Here is an 18,609-nt window from a genome sequence, read left to right on the forward strand (position 1 = left end):
CTTAATGGCCACTTTAATGATATCGCTGTAAAAGAATGATTCCCAACGGTTCTAGGAAAAAAGTGGTGCACTAAATAACAAATACAATGGCGAATGTAGTTGTTTTATTGGCGAAATTTCTACTTTAAACAGCGAATCATGCAAATCTATCAGCCATCATAAACTATCTTGAACACAACGTTCTTCCTGTGGTGAAGATATACTGAATCATGGTAAACTATTGTGTATAATAGCAGTATTATAGAAGGTGAGCTAAGTGACAATTCGTTATCCAAATGGGAAAGTCTACACCCCTGCTCCAGCTACTCACAAGGCTGAGAAAAAGGGAAAAACAAAGGATTTTTCCTATAGTAATCGAGGGAAGACGCTAGAGGATGAAATTAATGAAGCAAACGACTTTTATTTAGAAAGGCGACTTGCTATTATTCATAAGAAACCTGTTCCCGTACAAATCGTCAAAGTAGAGTATCCATCACGAAGTGCTGCTGTAATTCGTGAAGCTTATTTCCGAACGCCCTCTACAACTGACTACAATGGCGTTTGGGCTGGGCATTACATTGATTTTGATGCTAAGGAAACCGCATCTAAGACGAGCTTTCCATTAAAAAATATACACGAACATCAAATGAAACATATGCAGCAAGTGAAGGAACACAATGGTGTGGCATTCATTATCGTTCGTTTTTCAGCTTTTGAACGCTATTTTTTAGTGCCATACGAAGTTTTACAAAAGGCCTGGCAGGCAATGGACAATGGTGAACGAAAATCGATCCCTTTTGCAACGATAGAAAAGGAAGCTTACGAAATTCCAACAAGCTATTATCCCCGTATCGATTATTTACCCGTTCTACAGCAGTTCATTGAAGCAACAAGTCATGGCTCTGAAAGTGAGGAGATAAAAAAATGAGTGAACGTCGTCAAACACGCGGAGAGCATCAAAAGGCTCTCGCTCAAAAAAATAAAAAGAAAGCGCCGAAAGCATCTAAATCATCGGCCAAAACCTGGCTGAAGCGCATTGTCCTAACAATACTTATCATAGGAGTTGTTGGCTTAGTCGGCGGAGCTGGTGTATTTGCTTATTATGCAAGCACTGCACCAGAGCTTAATGAAGATTTACTAAAGGATCCTGTTTCTTCTGAGTTTTATGATAAAAACGGTGAAGTTTTCGCCACAATCGGTGCTGAAAACCGAAAATACGTAACATACGATGAAATTCCTGAAGATATGATTAACGCCATTCTCGCAACAGAAGACGTTCGCTTTTTCAAACATCATGGTATGGACTTTTACCGCCTTGGTGGTGCAATACTTGCAAACTTCCGTGATGGTTTCGGGGCACAAGGTGCTTCCACTTTAACGCAGCAAGTTGTCAAAAACTCATTTTTACAAAATGAGAAAAAGTTAAAACGAAAAGCACAAGAAGCTTGGCTTGCTTTCCAACTTGAACGTAAGTATTCAAAAGAAGAAATTTTTGAAATGTACTTTAATAAAATGTTGATGTCTGGCCGTGTATACGGCTTTGGTACAGCAGCTCAATATTTCTATGGCAAAGAGTTAAAAGATTTATCATTGGATGAAGAAGCACTGCTAGCAGGCTTAGTACAACGTCCGAACGCTTACAATCCATTAAAAAATCCAGAGCTGGCAGAAAAACGCCGAAATACAGTTTTAGGCTTAATGTATCAGCATGGAAAAATTACAAAAGCTGAAATGGAAGAAGCGAAAAAAGTGGATGTGCAAGCAGGTCTTGCAGACGATGCTACACGCCAAACATTTGCTGGCTCTAAGTACGATGCCTTCTTAGATATCGTTATTAATGAGCTTGAGGAAAACGGTGATGGTACTGCCATGGCAGAGGGCATTAAAGTTTACACTACACTTGATCCGAATGCTCAGCAAATTGTCGAAAACATCATGAATGATGACAGTAATTTCCCGACAGAAAAAATTGAATCAGGTGTTGCTGTTGTCGATACAAAAACAGGTCAAATTCAAGCAGTCGGCGGTGGACGAAACTATGGTAACCGCGGCTTTAACTATGCAGATGACTTAGTAATGAATCATCCTGGCTCTACAATGAAACCATTACTAGATTACGGTCCTGCAATTGAATATTTAAAATGGTCAACAGGTCAAACACTTGTCGATGATCCAATGAAATATACAGGTACGAATCAAACCATTACAAACTGGGATGGTAAATATTTTGGTGCTATGACAGCACGTAAAGCTTTATATGCTTCTCGAAATGTGCCCGCTGTTAAAACATTTAAAGAAGTTGGCGCCGATAAAGCGAAAGAGTTTATTGGTCGTTTAGGTATTGATACAGAGAATGTTGTCGAGTCAGATGCCATTGGTGGCGGTAACATTACCTTGTCTCCAATTCAAATGGCAGCATCTTATGCAGCATTTGGGAATAATGGTGTTTACACTGACCCTTATTCGATTACAAAAATTGTTTATCGCGATGGTAAATCATCGAAAGACTATACACCAAAGTCAAATGTTGCGATGGAAGAATATACAGCATACATGGTAACTGATATGTTGCGTGATGTTGTCAGCAATAAACCAGATGCATCTGGTACTGTAGCAAACGTTTCTGGATTAGATATTGCTGGTAAAACAGGTACAACAAACTATTCAAACGACGAGTTTAACAAATATAATTTACCAAGTACAAGTGTGCCAGATTCTTGGTTTGCTGGTTACACTACCAATTATTCAATTGCAATTTGGAGTGGTTACGAAAAACGTTCTGACCCAATTACAACATGGGACGAACGTCGTTTACCTCAACATTTATTTAAAGATATAATGCGAGATCTTTCTGCGAACATCGAAACTGAACGTTTCAAAAAACCAAGCTCGGTTGTAGAAGCTACGATTGAAGTAGGCTCTAGTCCGCTAAAATTAGCAAGTGACTATACACCAAGTGAATTACGTCAAACAGAGCTATTTGTTCGCGGTACAGAACCTACAGAAGTTTCTAATGAATACCAAGCTCCTGAACTTTCTACACCTTACAATGTAAGTGCAAGTTTAGATTTAGCAGGACAATCCATCAACATTAGCTGGGAGCATGATGCTATTCTTGACCCAGAAACGGATGAGCCAATGCCGACTACCTTTGAAGTATCCGCTACACGCGAAGGTGGAGAAACGGTTGTACTTGGAACAACTGAAAGTAAAGGTTTAACAGTTGGCAACACATTAGAAGATGGTAATTATACGATTTCTGTCGTAGCGATTGTGGATGAGACACGCAGTGAACCAGGAACGACAACCTTCCAAATAACGAGCATGCCTGATGAGGATTTAGAAACTGAGGATCCAGATGAACCGGATATTGACCAACCAACAGATCCTGATCAAGGCAATAATGGTAACAATGGTGACAACGGCAACCACAATGGAAATCATAATGGCAATAACGGAAATGGCAACAATGGAAACAATGGCAATAATGGGAATGGCGGTAACAACGGCAACAATAACGGTACCCAACCACCTGTTACGCCAACAGATCCTGCTGTGCCAGACGATGAAGATCCTGATGGTGAGTAAATAAAAAGCATACACTAAAATGAACAGGTGAAGAAAACAATGTTTTCTTCACCTGTTTTTTTCATAATAAAAAGGTTGTCCTTATATAGTCTAAAGGACAACCTCTTTATTATGTGATTGTTAAATTGCTTCATCTTTTAAGTGCTACTTAGCTTCCTACGTTTTTGGTTGCCTGTAGGCGTAAGCGTGCTGTGCGTTTTTTTGTTTCTTTAAATAATTCATCTAATTGACGATAACACGCATATTGTCCTGGCTTTGCTTTAATAAAGGTCATACGCTCAATTCCATTAATCGGCATTACCTCTTCACCTGCTTCAATCACTAAACGTTCGAATAACATGATAGCCTTTTCCATGAGACCCTTCGCTTCCCCATTACGTGCATCATGGGCAGCATGTATTTGAGCTTCCAGCATCGTCCATTCTGTATACCATGCATCGACTTTTTCTTTTGATATTGCATCAATATTCACGCGTTTGTCACCAGCCCTTTTTTTAAACGCTTTTGTCCTTCACGGCAATCCTCGAGTAACGGACATGTTTGGCAGCCAGGATTTTGTGCCTTGCAATGATAACGTCCGAAGAAAATTAACTGATGATGGGTTTTTGACCATTTATCCATTGGTGTTTTTTTCATTATTGTTTCTTCCACTTCAAGCACTGAATCCTTCCAGCGACATAAACCTAGTCGTTTCGATACGCGTTCTACATGTGTATCAACAGCAAGTGCTGGAATATCAAAAGCTACTGATAAAACAACATTTGCCGTCTTACGCCCAACACCAGGCAATGTCACGAGCTCTTCACGACTTGCAGGAATTTGCCCATCATACTCTGTTAAAAGTCGCTGACAGAGAAGTTGAATATTTTTAGCCTTATTGCGATAAAGACCTATTGATCGAATATCCTGTTGTAGCTCCTCTAAACTCACTGCCAAATAATCTTCTGGCTTTTTATATTTTTGAAACAACGTTTTCGTTACTTTATTGACAAGTACATCCGTACATTGTGCAGATAATAACGTGGCGATTGTCAGCTCGAACGGGTTGTCATGCACAAGTTCACAATGCGCATTAGGAAACATGCGGTCCATTTCAGCTAGACAATGCTCCCACTGTTTTTTTGTTAACATTCCCTAAAAGCCCCCTATTCTCTTTCTTCTAACCAGTTATAAAATGGTACTCTGTTTGTCGACTGCGTTTCTTGCTGTACTGTACGTGCTGGCGATCTATTCAAACTTTGTTTCTCACGGAACTGCTCGCTTTGTTTATGTGCAGCTTGTGGTGTCGTAATATTTTTCTTTTTCCACTCCAATAATATCCGATCAATATAACGAATGCTCAATTTACCAGCAAAAACAGCTTCCTTTAATGCCTCTTTAATAAGCGCAGGACTGTGCTTATCCTCATCTAGCCAAAAACCGATTTTTTCTAGCTCTAAAGGAGATAAAAGACGCCCCATTTCCTCTTCAAATAAACGGAATACTTCACCCTCTTCTTGACGAAGTGTAGCTGCTGTATTTTTTTGTTCTTTCATTTCTATAATCTGCAATATACGTTCCCAAAGGGGGTACACCGAATATTTTTCGTATAGCGTGCCATTTGCATCGACATCACGTGTAATCTCAAGAAAGCCCTTTTGCATGAGACGCTGTAAGCGAGAAGTAATATCATTACTAGGCATTGTGAGACGATTCATCAAATCTGTTGGTGTAGGAAAATCGTTTCCTTCCACATGAAAGGCAAGTAAGTGCATGACAATTAGCGCCTCATCATCCTCAATATTTAACTCCTTATAAAACTGAAAAAAGAGCTGAGGAATTTGTATAGTTCTCTGCTCGGTCCATGTACGGAGTCGATTATTTTTTGTATTCATGTAGACATGACTCCTTTTTCTAGTAAGTAGAAAAGCCGCGTAGAAATTTCACTACGCGACTTTTAAATTGTTTTCGTTTGTTGCTAATCGATTAAGGGTATAAACGATTTAATAAACGTGGGAATGGAATCGTTTCACGAATATGCTCTGTTCCAGAAATCCATGCTACTGTACGTTCTAGTCCTAGACCGAAGCCAGAATGTGGTACTGAACCTTGCTTGCGAAGCTCTAGGTACCATGCGTAAGCATCTAATGATAGATTATGTTCCTCAAGACGAGCTTTTAATAAATCATAGTCATGAATACGCTCTGAACCACCAATAATTTCCCCGTAGCCTTCTGGCGCAATTAAGTCGGCACATAATACGACATCATCACGGTCTGGGTGTGGCTGCATGTAGAATGGTTTGATACCTGTTGGGTAGCACGTAATGAATACAGGTTTGTCAAATGAATTTGCAATGGCTGTTTCATGTGGCGCACCGAAGTCATCACCCCATTCGATGTCATCAAAACCTTGTTCATGTAATAGTTTAATGGCATCATCGTATGAAATACGAGGGAATGGCGCTTTAATATTTTGCAGAGTTGATGTATCACGACCAAGTCGCTCTAATTCTAGAGTACAGTTTGCCAGAACAGACTGCACAATATGTTCTACATACTGTTCTTGTACCTCTAAGTTTTCTTCGAATTCTACAAACGCCATTTCTGGCTCAATCATCCAAAACTCGATTAAGTGACGGCGTGTTTTAGATTTTTCAGCACGGAACGTTGGACCGAAAGAAAACACTTTCCCTAACGCCATCGCAGCCGCTTCCATATAAAGCTGACCAGATTGAGAAAGGTAGGCATCTTCATCAAAATATTTTGTGTGGAATAGCTCTGAAGTACCTTCAGGTGCTGATCCAGTTAAAATTGGTGGGTCCATTTTTGTAAAGCCATTGTTGTTGAAAAATTCATAAGTTGCACGGATGATTTCGTTACGAATTTTCATCACAGCGTGTTGTTTACGAGAACGTAACCATAAGTGACGGTTATCCATTAAAAATTCAGGACCATGCTCTTTTGGCGTAATTGGGAAATCTGTTGCTGCATGTAACACTTCAATTCCTGTTACTGCTAGTTCACAGCCGAAACTTGAACGTTCGTCTGCTTTTACCTCTCCAATAACGTACATCGAAGTTTCTTGTGTCATACCTTTTGCAATTGCAAAAATTTCTTCGCCTACTTCTTCTTTTACAACAACGCCCTGCACAAAGCCAGAACCATCACGTAGTTGTAAGAAAGCGATTTTACCACTTGAACGTTTGTTAGCTAACCAAGCACCTAGCTTGACTGTTTCTCCGATATGCTGTGGCATATCTTGAATCATAATTTTTTTCATAGAAATCCTCCAAAGTTGGTTAGAAGGATTAGTCTTGCCATTTTGATTTTACGAATGCATCAATACGACGGACTGCCTCTTCTAATAATTCTAAAGATGTAGCATAAGATAATCGCATAGTAGTTGGTGCACCAAAGCCAGAGCCTGGAATCACTGCTACGTTTGCTTCTGTTAAAATGTCCGCAGCAAAAGCATCTACTGAATCATAGCCAGTATGTGCCATTGCTTCTGCTACATCTGGTAATAAATAAAATGCGCCTTGCGGTTTTAATACTTTGAAGCCAGGAATTGCACTAATTTGTGGATAAATTTTCTCAAGACGAGATTCGAAAGCTTGACGCATTTCTTCGACAGTGTCTTGTGGTCCATTATACGCTTCCACTGTTGCATATTGTGCAGTTGTTGTTGCGTTTGAAGTAGAGTGTGAAGCAAGGTCAGTCATTGGTTTAATAATGTCTGCATCACCTGCTGCATATCCGATACGCCAGCCTGTCATAGAGTGAGATTTTGCTACACCATTTACTACGATTGTACGTGCTTTCAATGCATCTGAAAGTTGTGCAATTGAAAAATGCTCAATACCATTGTATACAAGCTTCTCATAAATTTCATCTGACACGATTAAAATATCCTTTTCTTCTGCAACAGCAGCAAGTTCTGCTAGCTCATTGCGAGAATAAATCATACCAGATGGATTGCTTGGCGAGTTAATGATCACTGCTTTAGTTTTATCGGTAATAGCTGCACGTAATTGATCTGCAGTAATTTTATAGCCTTGTTCACGTGTCCCCTCAACATAAACGGGCACACCGCCTGCTAGTTTCACTTGCTCTGGGTACGATACCCAATAAGGAATAGGGATGATTACTTCATCGCCTTCATTTAAAATTACTTGGAATAACGTGTAAAGAATGTGCTTTGCCCCAACGCCTACGATAACCTCGTTCGGTTTATATGTAAGATTGTTGTCGCGTTGAAGTTTGTCAATAATCGCTTTTTTAAGAACTGGTAGTCCGCCAGCAGGGGTATATTTAGTTAAACCTTTTTCCATAGATTCAATTGCCGCATCTAGAATATTGCGCGGTGTGTTGAAGTCAGGTTCACCAGCTCCTAGACCAATTACATCAATACCTTGCTCTTTTAATTCTTTTGCTTTTGCAGTAATTGCTAATGTTGAAGATGGTGTTAAAGTTTTCACTCGGTTTGCTAATAGTTTTTTCATTCGGGATCTACTCCTCTTATAAATTCTTAATGCGCTTCCACCAGTCGCCGTCCTTAAATAAAATATAGACATAGTTGAGTTTATCTTGATCGTTTAGGTAAGTTATTTCCCAAACAGCCCCTACTTCCTCATAGCCTAATTTCATATGAAGAACCTTTTGGACATTTCCTTCATTTTTAAAAACCGATAATGCTTGCTTTTCCGTAATACCATCTTTCAAAAATACTTCCTGAATGGAATCCTCTTCTAGATTCGTTGGAACAAAGACAGCCTTTTTGTCACCATATTCGTCTACCCCGAACACAGTAACATACGAATGTTTGCCATTATATGTGTATGACTCCGAGACAATTGCTAGGGCTTTGGCATCAAGCGCCAACTGTTCAGCCTGTTCTTCAATTGAACTAAACGGAGCCTCGGCTTTCCAGAGTACTAAAATACTAATGACAAGTGACAAGGAAACCATAAAGACAGAAATGAAAATCAACCAGTTTTTCATATATTCACCTTATGTTTCATACCTAGCTTTTTTTGCGCTAAGAATGCCAGATATTTTTGCGTGTCTATAACTGCGCACACTTTCATTTTGCTTACCATTTTTGTCAACCTGCTTTCTTTCCTCATACCACAACATTATACACCAAAATTCTCTTGTCGTGTTTGCTAATTTCATTTATTGTACGTTGATAAACCAGCGTTTTCAAATGATTCGAGGCGTGATTTTCATTTTTTGCTCTTCCACTAAAAAAGACTGTACGTTATCGTTAAAAGTTCCTATTTTTTTCACACTAAAGAAAGGTGTAGATTTGCGAAAAAATCACTTTTTTACTATACCCAAAAGAGCAAAAGTCCTACACAAATTTATTCCCACTGCCTTTTGTTGACAGTGGGAACGATTCTCTCTTACATATATTATTTTATACTTGATAGACTCATTTATAGTGAGCTAATGACATAGTTTGCACGACCATTATTTTTCGCTTTGTATAAGTTGCGATCCGCCTGCTTAAAAAGCTGAATATAGTCATAATTTTCTTGATCATTCATACAGGCACCTAAGCTAATCTTTAAAGGATAACTATCAAAGTCTTGTTCTACTTTTAATGTTAAGATGTAGGCATGTAGTTCCTTAATAAAGTCATAGAAAAACTGCTTATTGTTATGACGCAGACATACGATAAATTCATCTCCACCATAACGTATAATGACCGCATCCTCATTACGTAAAAAATCTCTTAATCCAGTAGCAAGTAACTGGAGTACCATATCACCTAACAAGTGACCGTACTTATCATTATATGCCTTAAAATAGTCGATATCGAGGACAATTACGCCAACATACTGATGGCAAGCCTGTGCTCCCTTCAACCAATCATTTAGCTCACTATCTAGAAAATGACGATTAAGGACACCTGTTAAAGGATCATAGAGAGCCCTTTTTTCCAGTTTCTCTTTTTGTCTATTAAAATCTAAGTTCATGACCTGTTGAAGCAAATTGTCAGCACTCATTTTTTCTGTAAGTTCTATATAAGCTCGTTGCACATCAAATATCTCATTTCGGTAATCCAATTGATAAAGAACATTTAACAGCATACGCATGACCCTTTTCGTAATTGGATTATCCCCGTATGATTGCGCCAAATCTATCGCTTGCTTATAATATTTCACGGCCTCATCTAGCTTTTGTTGATGTTCATATAAAAAGCCATAGCCAAATAAAGCGGCTACCTTTTCTCGTTTATGATTTTGAATAATATCTGAATTTAATGTATCGTCCAATAATGCTTGACCAGTAACAAAATCGCCCTCTAGTATATAGACATCAGCCATATTATTATTAATGCGAATTTCTTGTAGCTTTGCCAATTCTGGCTGTGTTTTGGCAAGCTCCTTATTGTAATTTCTTGCGATAAATGCCGCATTAAGAGCGTCCCGATAACAGCCATTTTCGACTTCAAGATAGCACAGATTGCTATAGCAGCGTACAAGCATTTTAGTATCTTTAAGTTGTGTAGCAAATTCAATCGATTTTTTGGTCATTTCCACTGTTTTTTCTCTGACCCCAACTAAATCATATATTAAAGACATAACAAGATAATAATTCATAAAATCCTTTGTCGTGCCGTACTTTTGGCAGCACTCCTCATATTCATGAATGTGGCTCACCATGCTTAATGTATCGCCTAGAGCATGATGAATTAATATTTTTTGGAAGAATAAATCTAGTCCATGCTTATGATTATCATTTTCTATTGCTACTAAAAGTCCCTGTTCAGCAAGATTTAGAGCTTCTGTCAAACGCCCTTTCGTCCGCATTTCCATGATTGTTTTGTTTAATTCTTCTAATGTTAACTCCAAATAATCACCACTTCTCTATGCTCGGAATTTTCCTTATCCATAATACTTTAATGTAGCAGTTAGCCTATACATTAATTATAAGCGAAGTCTATGCCCTCGTCCGTCATTTCAAGCATATCCCATAAATTACCAAACACATTAAATGATATTAGTTGTCTCTAGGCTTATCTTTTCTCCAACAAGCTATTTCTTTTTATGTTTAATTTAAACAGGGCTAGAATAACAGCTTTATTTGCATGAATTTTTGAAATACAATATTTTTTATATATATTAGCACAAATAATTCCATTATTGTCCTCGTTTCTCATTGTTTTTACCCATATGATGTAGTTGATTGAGTATTTATTTGTAAAAACATAAGGGACGTGATGTTGTGAATAAACATATAAATCCATCTGATCCAGCAACAATACCTAAATTTGTAGATGAATTACCGAAGCCTGTTACTGCAAAGCCAAAATTCAGTAGCGGGCAGCCGAAGAAAGAATATTATGAGTTGCAAATGATGGAAGCAGAACATGGTTTTCATAAGAACTTTCCGAAATCCACGATTTGGGGATATAATGGACTTTACCCTGGTCCAACTATTGAGGCTTCTAAAGACAAAACGATTTATGTCAAATACAAAAACCAATTACCAGCAAAGCATTTTTTACCTGTAGATTTTACACTCCATGCGGCCAATGATTCTCAAGAGGTTCGAACGGTAACACATCTTCACGGAGCCAATGTTGATTGGGAAAGTGATGGGCATCCTGAAGCATGGTATACAAGAGACTTTATGTATACTGGTCCAAAATTCAATAAAGAAATACATGAATATACCAATCATCAGCCAGGTACAACGTTGTGGTATCACGACCACGCAATGGCATTAACACGCTTAAATGTATACGCAGGTCTTGCTGGCTTCTATTTGCTGCGCGATTCCATTGAGGAACGCTCAAATCTACCGTGCGGTGATTATGAATATCCTCTATTAATTGCGGATAAAACTTTTAATGAAGATGGCTCCCTCTTCTATCCTGATGAACCGCCTTTCCCCGTGCCAGTACATCCATCGATTACACCTGGCTTTGTGGGTAACACCATCGTTGTGAATGGTAAAGTATGGCCTTATTTAAATGTTGAGCCTCGCAAATATCGTTTTCGTTTGCTAAATGGTTCAAATCGAAGAGGTTACGTCATTAGCCTTTCTAATGAACAGCCTATGATTCAGCTCGGAACAGATGGAGGTTTTCTAACAACCCCGAACGAAATTTACGCTGTGGAATTATTGCCTGCTGAAAGAACGGATGTCATCATTGACTTTTCTAATTGTGAAGGTCAGGAAATAACATTAATTAACGGAGATACAGATTTTATTGACGAGCATACGAGTGTCATTATGCAATTTAAAGTGACTTGTCCGCTTCGCTGTGAAGATACGAGCGAAATTCCTGAAAGGCTTGCCGTCTCAATGGATTTACATCCACATCATGCACATGTCGAGCGCAACTTACCATTAAGTGCATCAACAGATGACTTCGGAAGACCAATGCTATTATTAAATGACCGTATGTACCATGATCCTGCTACTGAAAAGCCAGCTCTTGATAGTATAGAAGTTTGGAATTTCATTAATGCCACGCCATTTATACACCCAATCCATATTCATTTGGTTCAATTTAAAATTTTGGAACGACGTCCATTCGACGTAGAGCTCTATCAAAATGAAGGTAGGCTTGAATTTATTGGCCCAGCTGAAGAGCCTCGAGACTTTGAACGAGGCTGGAAAGATACTGTAAAAGCTGATGCAGGAAAGGTTACAAAAATTATTATGCATTGGAAAGACCATATCGGAAATTACATGTGGCATTGTCATTTCCTTGAGCATGAGGATCATGATATGATGCGCCCTATTCTAGTGATGAAAGATGTTCATCCCGTATCAGAGCCACATGTTGAAATAGAGCATGCTACAGAAAACCATAATGCCACAGCAACGACAGTTCTAAATAATAATGACAGCACTGCCCCACTTTTGAATAGTGCGCATAGCATTGCACCGACTACTGATCACACACAGCACACTCCTCTAGTGACCGATAGGCAACATTTATCAGTTACAAAGGAAACTTCGTCAGACGTTGCTACTCATACTCAGAATGTCTCACAGTTCATACCTCAACCCATTTATCCTTCTAACAGAAAACAATTACAACCTAACATGGCAAATAGATGGGGTAGGAGACGTCCGTAGGGATTTACATTATTCCTGTATAATGCCAATTAAAAAATCGAGGTATTTGACGTTAGTGTTTTCGAATACCTCGGTTTTTAGAGTTGCTATATATAGCTATCTTCACTCATCTCTCCTCATTCCGTTCCAATTGAATAACAGGCAATAATAAATCTAATTGCGAAAAATCTTCCCCTCGGTACCATTCAAGTATAGATCGGGTTGGTACCCAACTATGTTGCAGGGCATATTGTAGTAATTTTTGATATCCCTTGTTTATTTTGGTTAGAGGCTCTTTGAATGGTAGTGCCAAGCAAATACAAGCAGGCAAATGTTCAATAAAATCAACGCCTGTTAATTCATTTAAACTTGTATGTTCTAATACACCAAAACCAATTTGTACTTTTATTAAATCTTGTCCTTGTCCTGATAAATAATTTACATAATAGCTGTTAATTTGAATATTGTTTTGCTTTAATTCATCGGCTCTTTTCGCAAAATGCTCTCCAAACTTCCCCATTGTGGATTCTTCAATGAACCAAATTATTTTTTCTTCGTTTTTATCAATTAGATAGATATCCTCTCGAATGGAATCACTTTCTAAAAACCTTAAGCTAACATCAATTAGCTCGCGTTTTTTCTTTAAAGTGCGAATCCAATTATCCATCATTGCTTGACGAGCTACTTCGTCGTTATTTTGTAAGTAATGTTGAATGTCCTTAATAGGTACGTCTGCTATACGCAAAGTTGTAATCAATTTCACGATTGCAATTTGGTGAGATGCATATACGCGATATCCATTTCCTCTCCGTTCTACTGGCAACAATAAATTTTTCGTTTCATAAAAACGTAACGTACTTTTTGAAATACCTGTTCTATTAGAAAATTCCTGAATGGTCATATAGTTATACAAAAGCGACACACCTTTCAATTTCCATAATAAACCTTCAAGTTACTTGATGGTCAAGTGTATTTTCTGAATTGTTTGAGTGCCTGTCACCATTTCATATTCAGTTCATAAATGCGTGCTATAGTAAGGACACACAATCAATGATTCTATTGTTTAGCGTAATCAAGGAGGAAATTTATTAATGGATAACACAACTACTAAAGAAGTACCAATAAAAAATTGGCGGCGCTTTGTGGGGCTTGTAAAACAGGCGCAGCCACCGATGCTCTTGTTAATAATCGCTTTATGTATGAGTATAGCGACCACTGGCGTAGGATTTATCGTGCCACTATTCACTAAAAAATTAGTGGACGGCTTTTCATTACAATCTCTTAATTATTGGCAAATTATTTTACTAGGAATAGCTTTTATCGTGCAAGCCATCGCGAGCGGACTTTCCATTTATTTTTTAAATCGCGTTGGTCATCAGGTTGTAGCAAAATTGAGAGATCAATTATGGCGCAAATTGCTCCATTTACCAATCCCTTATTATGATGATAACGATACTGGTGAGACGTTAAGTCGTGTAACAAATGACACAGCTGTAGTAAAAGAGCTAATAACCGAACATCTGGCAAATTGTTTAACAGGCGTTATTTCGATTGTCGGTTCTGTCATCATTCTATTATTTTTAGATTGGAAAATGACCTTAGTCATGCTCATTGCTGTCCCACTCGCGATGATTATTTTAATGTTATTAGGAAAGCGTATGTTTGTCATTTCAAAAGGTATGCAAGATGAAACCGCTAAATTTACCGCTATTCTCAATCAAGTGTTACCTGAAACACGTTTAGTAAAAGCTTCAAATGCTGAGAACATTGAATATGAACGAGGAAAAAAAGGCATTACTAATCTATTTACATTCGGTCTAAAAGAAGCTAAAATCCATGCACTGATTTCACCTTTAATTTCATTCATACTAATGAGTGTCCTAGTAGCAATCATTGGCTATGGCGGAGTTCGTGTTTCATCTGGTGAACTTACAGCTGGTGATATGGTTGCTTTTATTTTATATTTAATTCAAATCATTATGCCTATGACGCAATTAACAATGTTCTTTACCCAGCTACAAAAAGCTATGGGTGCTACAGAACGAATCAGTGCATTACTTGAGCATGAAGAAGAAAACATTTATGATGGCCAACAATTAAATTCTGTACAAGAACCGATTCATGTCCGAAATGTAGACTTTGCCTATGGTGAAGAGCCTATTTTATCGAACATCAACTTTACAATTGAGCCTGGTAAGGTCACTGCCATTGTTGGGCCGAGTGGCGGAGGGAAAACGACGACTTTTGCGCTGTTAGAACGCTACTATCAACCGACAAATGGCTCAATTACATTAGGCGATACACCTATTAATACATTTTCTCTTCATTCATGGAGAAATCAAATTGGCTATGTTGCACAAGAAAGTGCGCTTCTATCAGGAACGATTCGTGAAAATATTTGTTATGGTATTGCGAGAGACGTTTCAGACGAGGAACTTGAACGTGTAGCAAAAATGGCCTACGCTGATCAATTTATCAATGAACTGCCAGATAAATTTAACACCGAGGTCGGCGAACGAGGCATAAAGCTTTCAGGTGGACAACGACAACGCATTTCGATTGCCAGAGCTTTGTTACGTAATCCACAAATTTTAATGCTAGATGAAGCGACTTCTAGCCTTGATAGTAATTCAGAAATTTACGTACAAAAAGCATTGGATAATTTAATGCAAGGACGTACAACACTCGTAATCGCTCACCGACTTTCTACTGTCGTAGATGCAGACCAAATTTTATTTATCGAGAAAGGTCATATTACAGGCTGCGGGACACATGATACATTATTTGAAACACACGATATGTATAGAGAGTTTGCTAAACAACAATTGCGCATTAAAGATTAAAGGCGAAAGGATTTGTTATAATGACAAAACTATTAGTCGTGGATGATGATGACCATATTAGAGAATTAATAAAAGTATTTTTACAAAATGAAGGTTTTGATGTTATTGAAGCATTGGACGGTGTGGATGCACTGTCCAAATTGGATGCAGAAAAAGTCGACATGGTGATTATGGACATTATGATGCCTAATATGGACGGTTGGCAATTATGCAAGGAAATTCGAACATTCAATAGTGATTTACCGATCTTGATGTTAACGGCAAAAGGTGAAACCGCTCAGAAAGTGAAAGGATTTAATTTAGGAACAGACGATTATTTAGTCAAACCTTTTGAGCCTGTTGAATTGATTGTACGCGTTAAATCTATTTTAAAACGGTATCGTATTGCGCTCTCTCAAACGATTGAAATTGGAAATGTTAAAATGAATCGCCATACATATGAAGTATTGTATGACGGTGAAAGCATCACGTTGCGCCTAAAAGAATTCGACCTTTTATTTACATTAGCAAGTTATGCGGGCAAAACATTTTCTCGCGAGCAGCTTATTGAAGAAATTTGGGGATTTGACTATGAGGGTGATGAGCGTACGGTAGATGTTCATATTAAAAGGTTGCGTGAACGATTTCCTGAAGAAAAAAGTGGCTTCACCATTCGTACGATTCGTGGACTTGGCTATCGCTTGGAATTAGCACTATGAAGTATTGGAAATTTTTCTTTAAGCTTCTAATGATTTTTATTATGTTCCTTCTAGCCAATATAGTATTTGCCTTTATTTCCTTCCACGTAACTTCTTGGCTCTTTCAGCGGGTGGACATACATCTGCAAGGATTTTGGCGACAATTAACGACGGTTCTCGGTGTATTTGTACTATTTGCCTGCACCGCAGCTTGCATTTTTTTAATCGGTTTAAAAAGACAGCGCAATTATTGGGATACGATTGTTGATGCTATTGGACGAATGGCTAAAGGGGATTTCAATGTACAGTTAGACAAAATGTCAGATGATGAAAATGATCATTTTGGCCAACTAATTAGTGGGATCAATCATATGGCGGTCGAATTAGGCGAATTAGAGCGTATGCGCCAAGAATTTATTTCAAATGTATCACACGAAATTCAATCTCCCCTGACATCCATAAATGGTTTTGCAAAGGCATTAAAAAATATGGATTTATCTGAAGAGAAACGTCAGCACTATTTAGCCATTATTGAAATGGAAAGTCACCGTCTATCAAAAATCAGTGATAATTTATTAAAACTAACGTCCTTAGAATCACAGCATCATCCATTTGAACCGAAGTACTATCGACTAGATAAACAGTTGCGCAATGTTGTGTTAGCCTTAGAGCCAAATTGGTTAGAAAAACAAATTGATATTGATATTCAATTACAAAACATAACGATTATGGCTGATGAGGACTTAATGAACCAAGTATGGATGAATGTACTCAGTAACAGCATCAAATTTACACACAAAAATGGCCAAATCCGTATTTTGATGACCGCCCACCATGATAAAGTTACGGTAAGCATTTGTGATAACGGTATTGGCTTAACGGATGAACAGCAAAAGCACATTTTTGAACGTTTTTATAAAGCAGACCAATCGAGAATCGCTACAAATGGAGGTAGCGGACTAGGACTATCCATAGTAAAAAAAATTATTGATATACATCATGGTACGATTACTGTCAAAAGTAAACTTGCTGAACAAACGAAATTTTTAATCACACTCCCTTTAGATAAAGTTACGGCAGAGAAGGAAGAGCATAGGATGTGAAAGTAGTTCACACCTATGCTCTTTCGCTTCTTCTAGTAAGCTACTTGTCGAAAATATTGATATACTTTTGCTAACTTTTTTTGTTGTCCTCCCTTTTTACTTTCCATATTCCCAAATTCAAAAAACTTCACTTTCTTAATTCCTACAAAATTAAATAAAGCCTTTCTCATCAATACTTTATGTGCATTATTCAACCATAATAGTGGATAATTTGTCGGGCCTTTCATTGTCGAAACACAAACGACTGACTTCCCTTTTAAAAGTCCATCGGGAAACAAACCCTTCTTATCTCTATAAGCAAAATTGGAGGCGAATAATTGATCAATATAGCCTAACAGCATTGCTGGCGGTCTTCCCCACCAAATCGGATAGACAAACACAATTTTATCTGCCCAAGTTATTTGTTCCCTATATTTTTCTAAGTTTGGATCACGATACATATCACGACGTCGTCTATGTTCATTAAAGTGTAAAATCGGATCAAATTTTTCTTTATATAAATCAACGACTTGTAATTCATTTATGTACGGATTTTCTTTGCATCCTTTCACAACTTCCTGCAAAAAGGAATAATTCAAACTTTGATGATTTGGATACGTATAAATAATTAATGTTTTCATAACGGCCTCCATTACTTATCATTTGATAAGTAAATAATACGCATTACTTATTTAGTTGTCAAATGATAATTGTTTTAAGATAAGTTATTTGTTATCTTGTCAGTAAGAGGTGAGCTATTTGGACAAGAATGCATTATTCAATCAATTTGTGACATTTACAGCAAGCGTCCATCAAGTAACAAATGAGTTAACACAAAACGTTAAAACGGAAGCCATAACTCCTGTTCAATATAAAATTCTTGAATATATAAAAGTAAGCCAGCCTGTTACGACTACTGAAATTAGTGATTGTCAGCAAATGTCGTTACCGAATACAAGTCGAGAGCTTAAGAAACTACAAGAGAAAAATTTAATTGAAAAAATTAGTGATACAGAGGATCGTAGAAAACATTATGTGCGCCTCACCGAAGATGGGGAACAAATGATGGATGAGGCATTTCGATGTATTGAAGTCCGTTTTCAACACCTTATTCAAGATGTTTCAGAAGAAGATTTAGAAGAAATTAAGCACGCATTAGATATTTTGCAGCAGAAGGTTTTTAAACAACAAGGTAAGCTTTAAGACGCATGATTTACTTCCGTTAATTTTTAGGACAGACTATAAGTGTGACCTCAAATGCAATTTGATTTGAGGTCACCTTTTTTCAAGGTTTTTAATTAGTTTAGCTATGTAGATTAATAAAGTTAGAAATTATTCCCTAATAATTCGTCACCGATTAGCCCTCCCTTTAATAGTC

Annotated in this window: 16 protein-coding genes; 7 read left to right on the forward strand and 9 right to left on the reverse strand. The window is 37.7% G+C overall.

The genetic code is table 11. The annotated features are described in order from the left end of the window. Window positions 1-256: 256 nt before the first annotated feature. Both recU and JNUCC52_RS05480 read left to right on the forward strand, forming a co-directional pair. On the forward strand, window positions 257-907 hold the full coding sequence (gene recU / locus JNUCC52_RS05475) for a Holliday junction resolvase RecU (RefSeq protein ID WP_173478557.1): 651 nt from the start codon (window positions 257-259) through the stop codon (window positions 905-907). Continuing rightward, the gene (locus JNUCC52_RS05480; RefSeq protein ID WP_337981639.1) at window positions 904-3,567 is read left to right on the forward strand and encodes a penicillin-binding protein 1A; all 2,664 of its coding nucleotides are present in this window, start codon (window positions 904-906) and stop codon (window positions 3,565-3,567) included. The genes recU and JNUCC52_RS05480 overlap by 4 nt, the downstream gene beginning before the upstream one ends. A gap of 148 nt (window positions 3,568-3,715) precedes the next feature. On the opposite strand, the gene JNUCC52_RS05485 is transcribed toward JNUCC52_RS05480, so the two are convergent. The 7 genes from JNUCC52_RS05485 to JNUCC52_RS05515 all read right to left on the reverse strand — a co-directional run bounded on the left by JNUCC52_RS05485 (window position 3,716) and on the right by JNUCC52_RS05515 (window position 10,408). Further along, window positions 3,716-4,039 carry a YpoC family protein gene (locus tag JNUCC52_RS05485; protein ID WP_173478555.1) on the reverse strand — a complete coding sequence of 108 codons (324 nt, stop codon included), beginning with the start codon at window positions 4,037-4,039 and terminating at the stop codon, window positions 3,716-3,718. Further along, window positions 4,036-4,698 (reverse strand): endonuclease III, encoded by a 663-nt coding sequence (gene nth, locus JNUCC52_RS05490; protein WP_173478554.1) that lies wholly within the window; start codon window positions 4,696-4,698, stop codon window positions 4,036-4,038. Before nth ends, JNUCC52_RS05485 begins: the two co-directional genes overlap by 4 nt. A gap of 14 nt (window positions 4,699-4,712) precedes the next feature. Then, window positions 4,713-5,441 (reverse strand): DnaD domain-containing protein, encoded by a 729-nt coding sequence (locus tag JNUCC52_RS05495; protein WP_139860074.1) that lies wholly within the window; start codon window positions 5,439-5,441, stop codon window positions 4,713-4,715. Between the two features lie 91 nt (window positions 5,442-5,532). Continuing rightward, complete coding sequence (gene asnS, locus JNUCC52_RS05500; protein WP_173478553.1) at window positions 5,533-6,828, reverse strand: asparagine--tRNA ligase; 1,296 nt, start codon at window positions 6,826-6,828, stop codon at window positions 5,533-5,535. Window positions 6,829-6,856: 28 nt separating this feature from the next. Then, window positions 6,857-8,050 carry a pyridoxal phosphate-dependent aminotransferase gene (locus JNUCC52_RS05505; protein ID WP_173478552.1) on the reverse strand — a complete coding sequence of 398 codons (1,194 nt, stop codon included), beginning with the start codon at window positions 8,048-8,050 and terminating at the stop codon, window positions 6,857-6,859. 16 nt (window positions 8,051-8,066) lie between these two features. Further along, a complete protein-coding gene (locus JNUCC52_RS05510; protein WP_173478551.1) occupies window positions 8,067-8,549 on the reverse strand; it encodes a cell wall elongation regulator TseB-like domain-containing protein in 483 nt (160 codons plus the stop codon). Between the two features lie 437 nt (window positions 8,550-8,986). Beyond that, window positions 8,987-10,408, reverse strand: coding sequence for a tetratricopeptide repeat-containing diguanylate cyclase (locus JNUCC52_RS05515; protein ID WP_173478550.1), 1,422 nt, complete (start codon window positions 10,406-10,408; stop codon window positions 8,987-8,989). Window positions 10,409-10,781: 373 nt separating this feature from the next. Here JNUCC52_RS05515 and JNUCC52_RS05520 point away from each other — a divergent pair, with 373 nt between their 5' ends. Next, window positions 10,782-12,650 carry a multicopper oxidase family protein gene (locus JNUCC52_RS05520; protein WP_337981640.1) on the forward strand — a complete coding sequence of 623 codons (1,869 nt, stop codon included), beginning with the start codon at window positions 10,782-10,784 and terminating at the stop codon, window positions 12,648-12,650. Window positions 12,651-12,756: 106 nt separating this feature from the next. On the opposite strand, the gene JNUCC52_RS05525 is transcribed toward JNUCC52_RS05520, so the two are convergent. Next, window positions 12,757-13,551 carry a MerR family transcriptional regulator gene (locus tag JNUCC52_RS05525; RefSeq protein WP_370635712.1) on the reverse strand — a complete coding sequence of 265 codons (795 nt, stop codon included), beginning with the start codon at window positions 13,549-13,551 and terminating at the stop codon, window positions 12,757-12,759. A gap of 169 nt (window positions 13,552-13,720) precedes the next feature. Between JNUCC52_RS05525 and JNUCC52_RS05530 the strand changes: the two genes are divergently transcribed. From JNUCC52_RS05530 to JNUCC52_RS05540, 3 genes are read left to right on the forward strand one after another with little or no spacing between them, the layout of a single operon-like run. After that, complete coding sequence (locus tag JNUCC52_RS05530; RefSeq protein WP_337981641.1) at window positions 13,721-15,472, forward strand: ABC transporter ATP-binding protein; 1,752 nt, start codon at window positions 13,721-13,723, stop codon at window positions 15,470-15,472. A gap of 20 nt (window positions 15,473-15,492) precedes the next feature. Continuing rightward, window positions 15,493-16,170 carry a response regulator transcription factor gene (locus JNUCC52_RS05535; protein WP_173478547.1) on the forward strand — a complete coding sequence of 226 codons (678 nt, stop codon included), beginning with the start codon at window positions 15,493-15,495 and terminating at the stop codon, window positions 16,168-16,170. Next, the gene (locus tag JNUCC52_RS05540) at window positions 16,167-17,252 is read left to right on the forward strand and encodes a HAMP domain-containing sensor histidine kinase (RefSeq protein WP_173478546.1); all 1,086 of its coding nucleotides are present in this window, start codon (window positions 16,167-16,169) and stop codon (window positions 17,250-17,252) included. Before JNUCC52_RS05535 ends, JNUCC52_RS05540 begins: the two co-directional genes overlap by 4 nt. Window positions 17,253-17,284: 32 nt before the next feature. Here JNUCC52_RS05540 and JNUCC52_RS05545 read toward each other — a convergent pair whose 3' ends face one another. Continuing rightward, window positions 17,285-17,872: an NAD(P)H-dependent oxidoreductase gene (locus JNUCC52_RS05545; RefSeq protein WP_337981642.1), complete on the reverse strand. Its 588-nt coding sequence runs from the start codon at window positions 17,870-17,872 to the stop codon at window positions 17,285-17,287. 118 nt (window positions 17,873-17,990) lie between these two features. On the opposite strand from JNUCC52_RS05545, the gene JNUCC52_RS05550 reads away from it, so the two are divergent. Beyond that, entirely contained in the window at window positions 17,991-18,434 is a 444-nt protein-coding gene (locus JNUCC52_RS05550; protein ID WP_337981643.1) for a MarR family winged helix-turn-helix transcriptional regulator, read from the forward strand. The last annotated feature ends 175 nt before the right edge of the window (window positions 18,435-18,609 follow it).

This window comes from Lysinibacillus sp. JNUCC-52 (assembly GCF_015999545.1).
In the GTDB taxonomy this organism is placed as follows: domain Bacteria; phylum Bacillota; class Bacilli; order Bacillales_A; family Planococcaceae; genus Lysinibacillus.

What these genes read in the sequence shown, in the direction of transcription:
- JNUCC52_RS05480 (WP_337981639.1), top strand. Translation starts at nt 904, where the DNA reads ATGAGTGAACGTCGTCAAACACGCGGAGAGCATCAAAAGGCTCTCGCT.
- nth (WP_173478554.1), bottom strand. Translation starts at nt 4,698, where the DNA reads ATGTTAACAAAAAAACAGTGGGAGCATTGTCTAGCTGAAATGGACCGC.
- JNUCC52_RS05495 (WP_139860074.1), bottom strand. Translation starts at nt 5,441, where the DNA reads ATGAATACAAAAAATAATCGACTCCGTACATGGACCGAGCAGAGAACT.
- asnS (WP_173478553.1), bottom strand. Translation starts at nt 6,828, where the DNA reads ATGAAAAAAATTATGATTCAAGATATGCCACAGCATATCGGAGAAACA.
- JNUCC52_RS05505 (WP_173478552.1), bottom strand. Translation starts at nt 8,050, where the DNA reads ATGAAAAAACTATTAGCAAACCGAGTGAAAACTTTAACACCATCTTCA.
- JNUCC52_RS05510 (WP_173478551.1), bottom strand. Translation starts at nt 8,549, where the DNA reads ATGAAAAACTGGTTGATTTTCATTTCTGTCTTTATGGTTTCCTTGTCA.
- JNUCC52_RS05530 (WP_337981641.1), top strand. Translation starts at nt 13,721, where the DNA reads ATGGATAACACAACTACTAAAGAAGTACCAATAAAAAATTGGCGGCGC.
- JNUCC52_RS05535 (WP_173478547.1), top strand. Translation starts at nt 15,493, where the DNA reads ATGACAAAACTATTAGTCGTGGATGATGATGACCATATTAGAGAATTA.
- JNUCC52_RS05540 (WP_173478546.1), top strand. Translation starts at nt 16,167, where the DNA reads ATGAAGTATTGGAAATTTTTCTTTAAGCTTCTAATGATTTTTATTATG.
- JNUCC52_RS05545 (WP_337981642.1), bottom strand. Translation starts at nt 17,872, where the DNA reads ATGAAAACATTAATTATTTATACGTATCCAAATCATCAAAGTTTGAAT.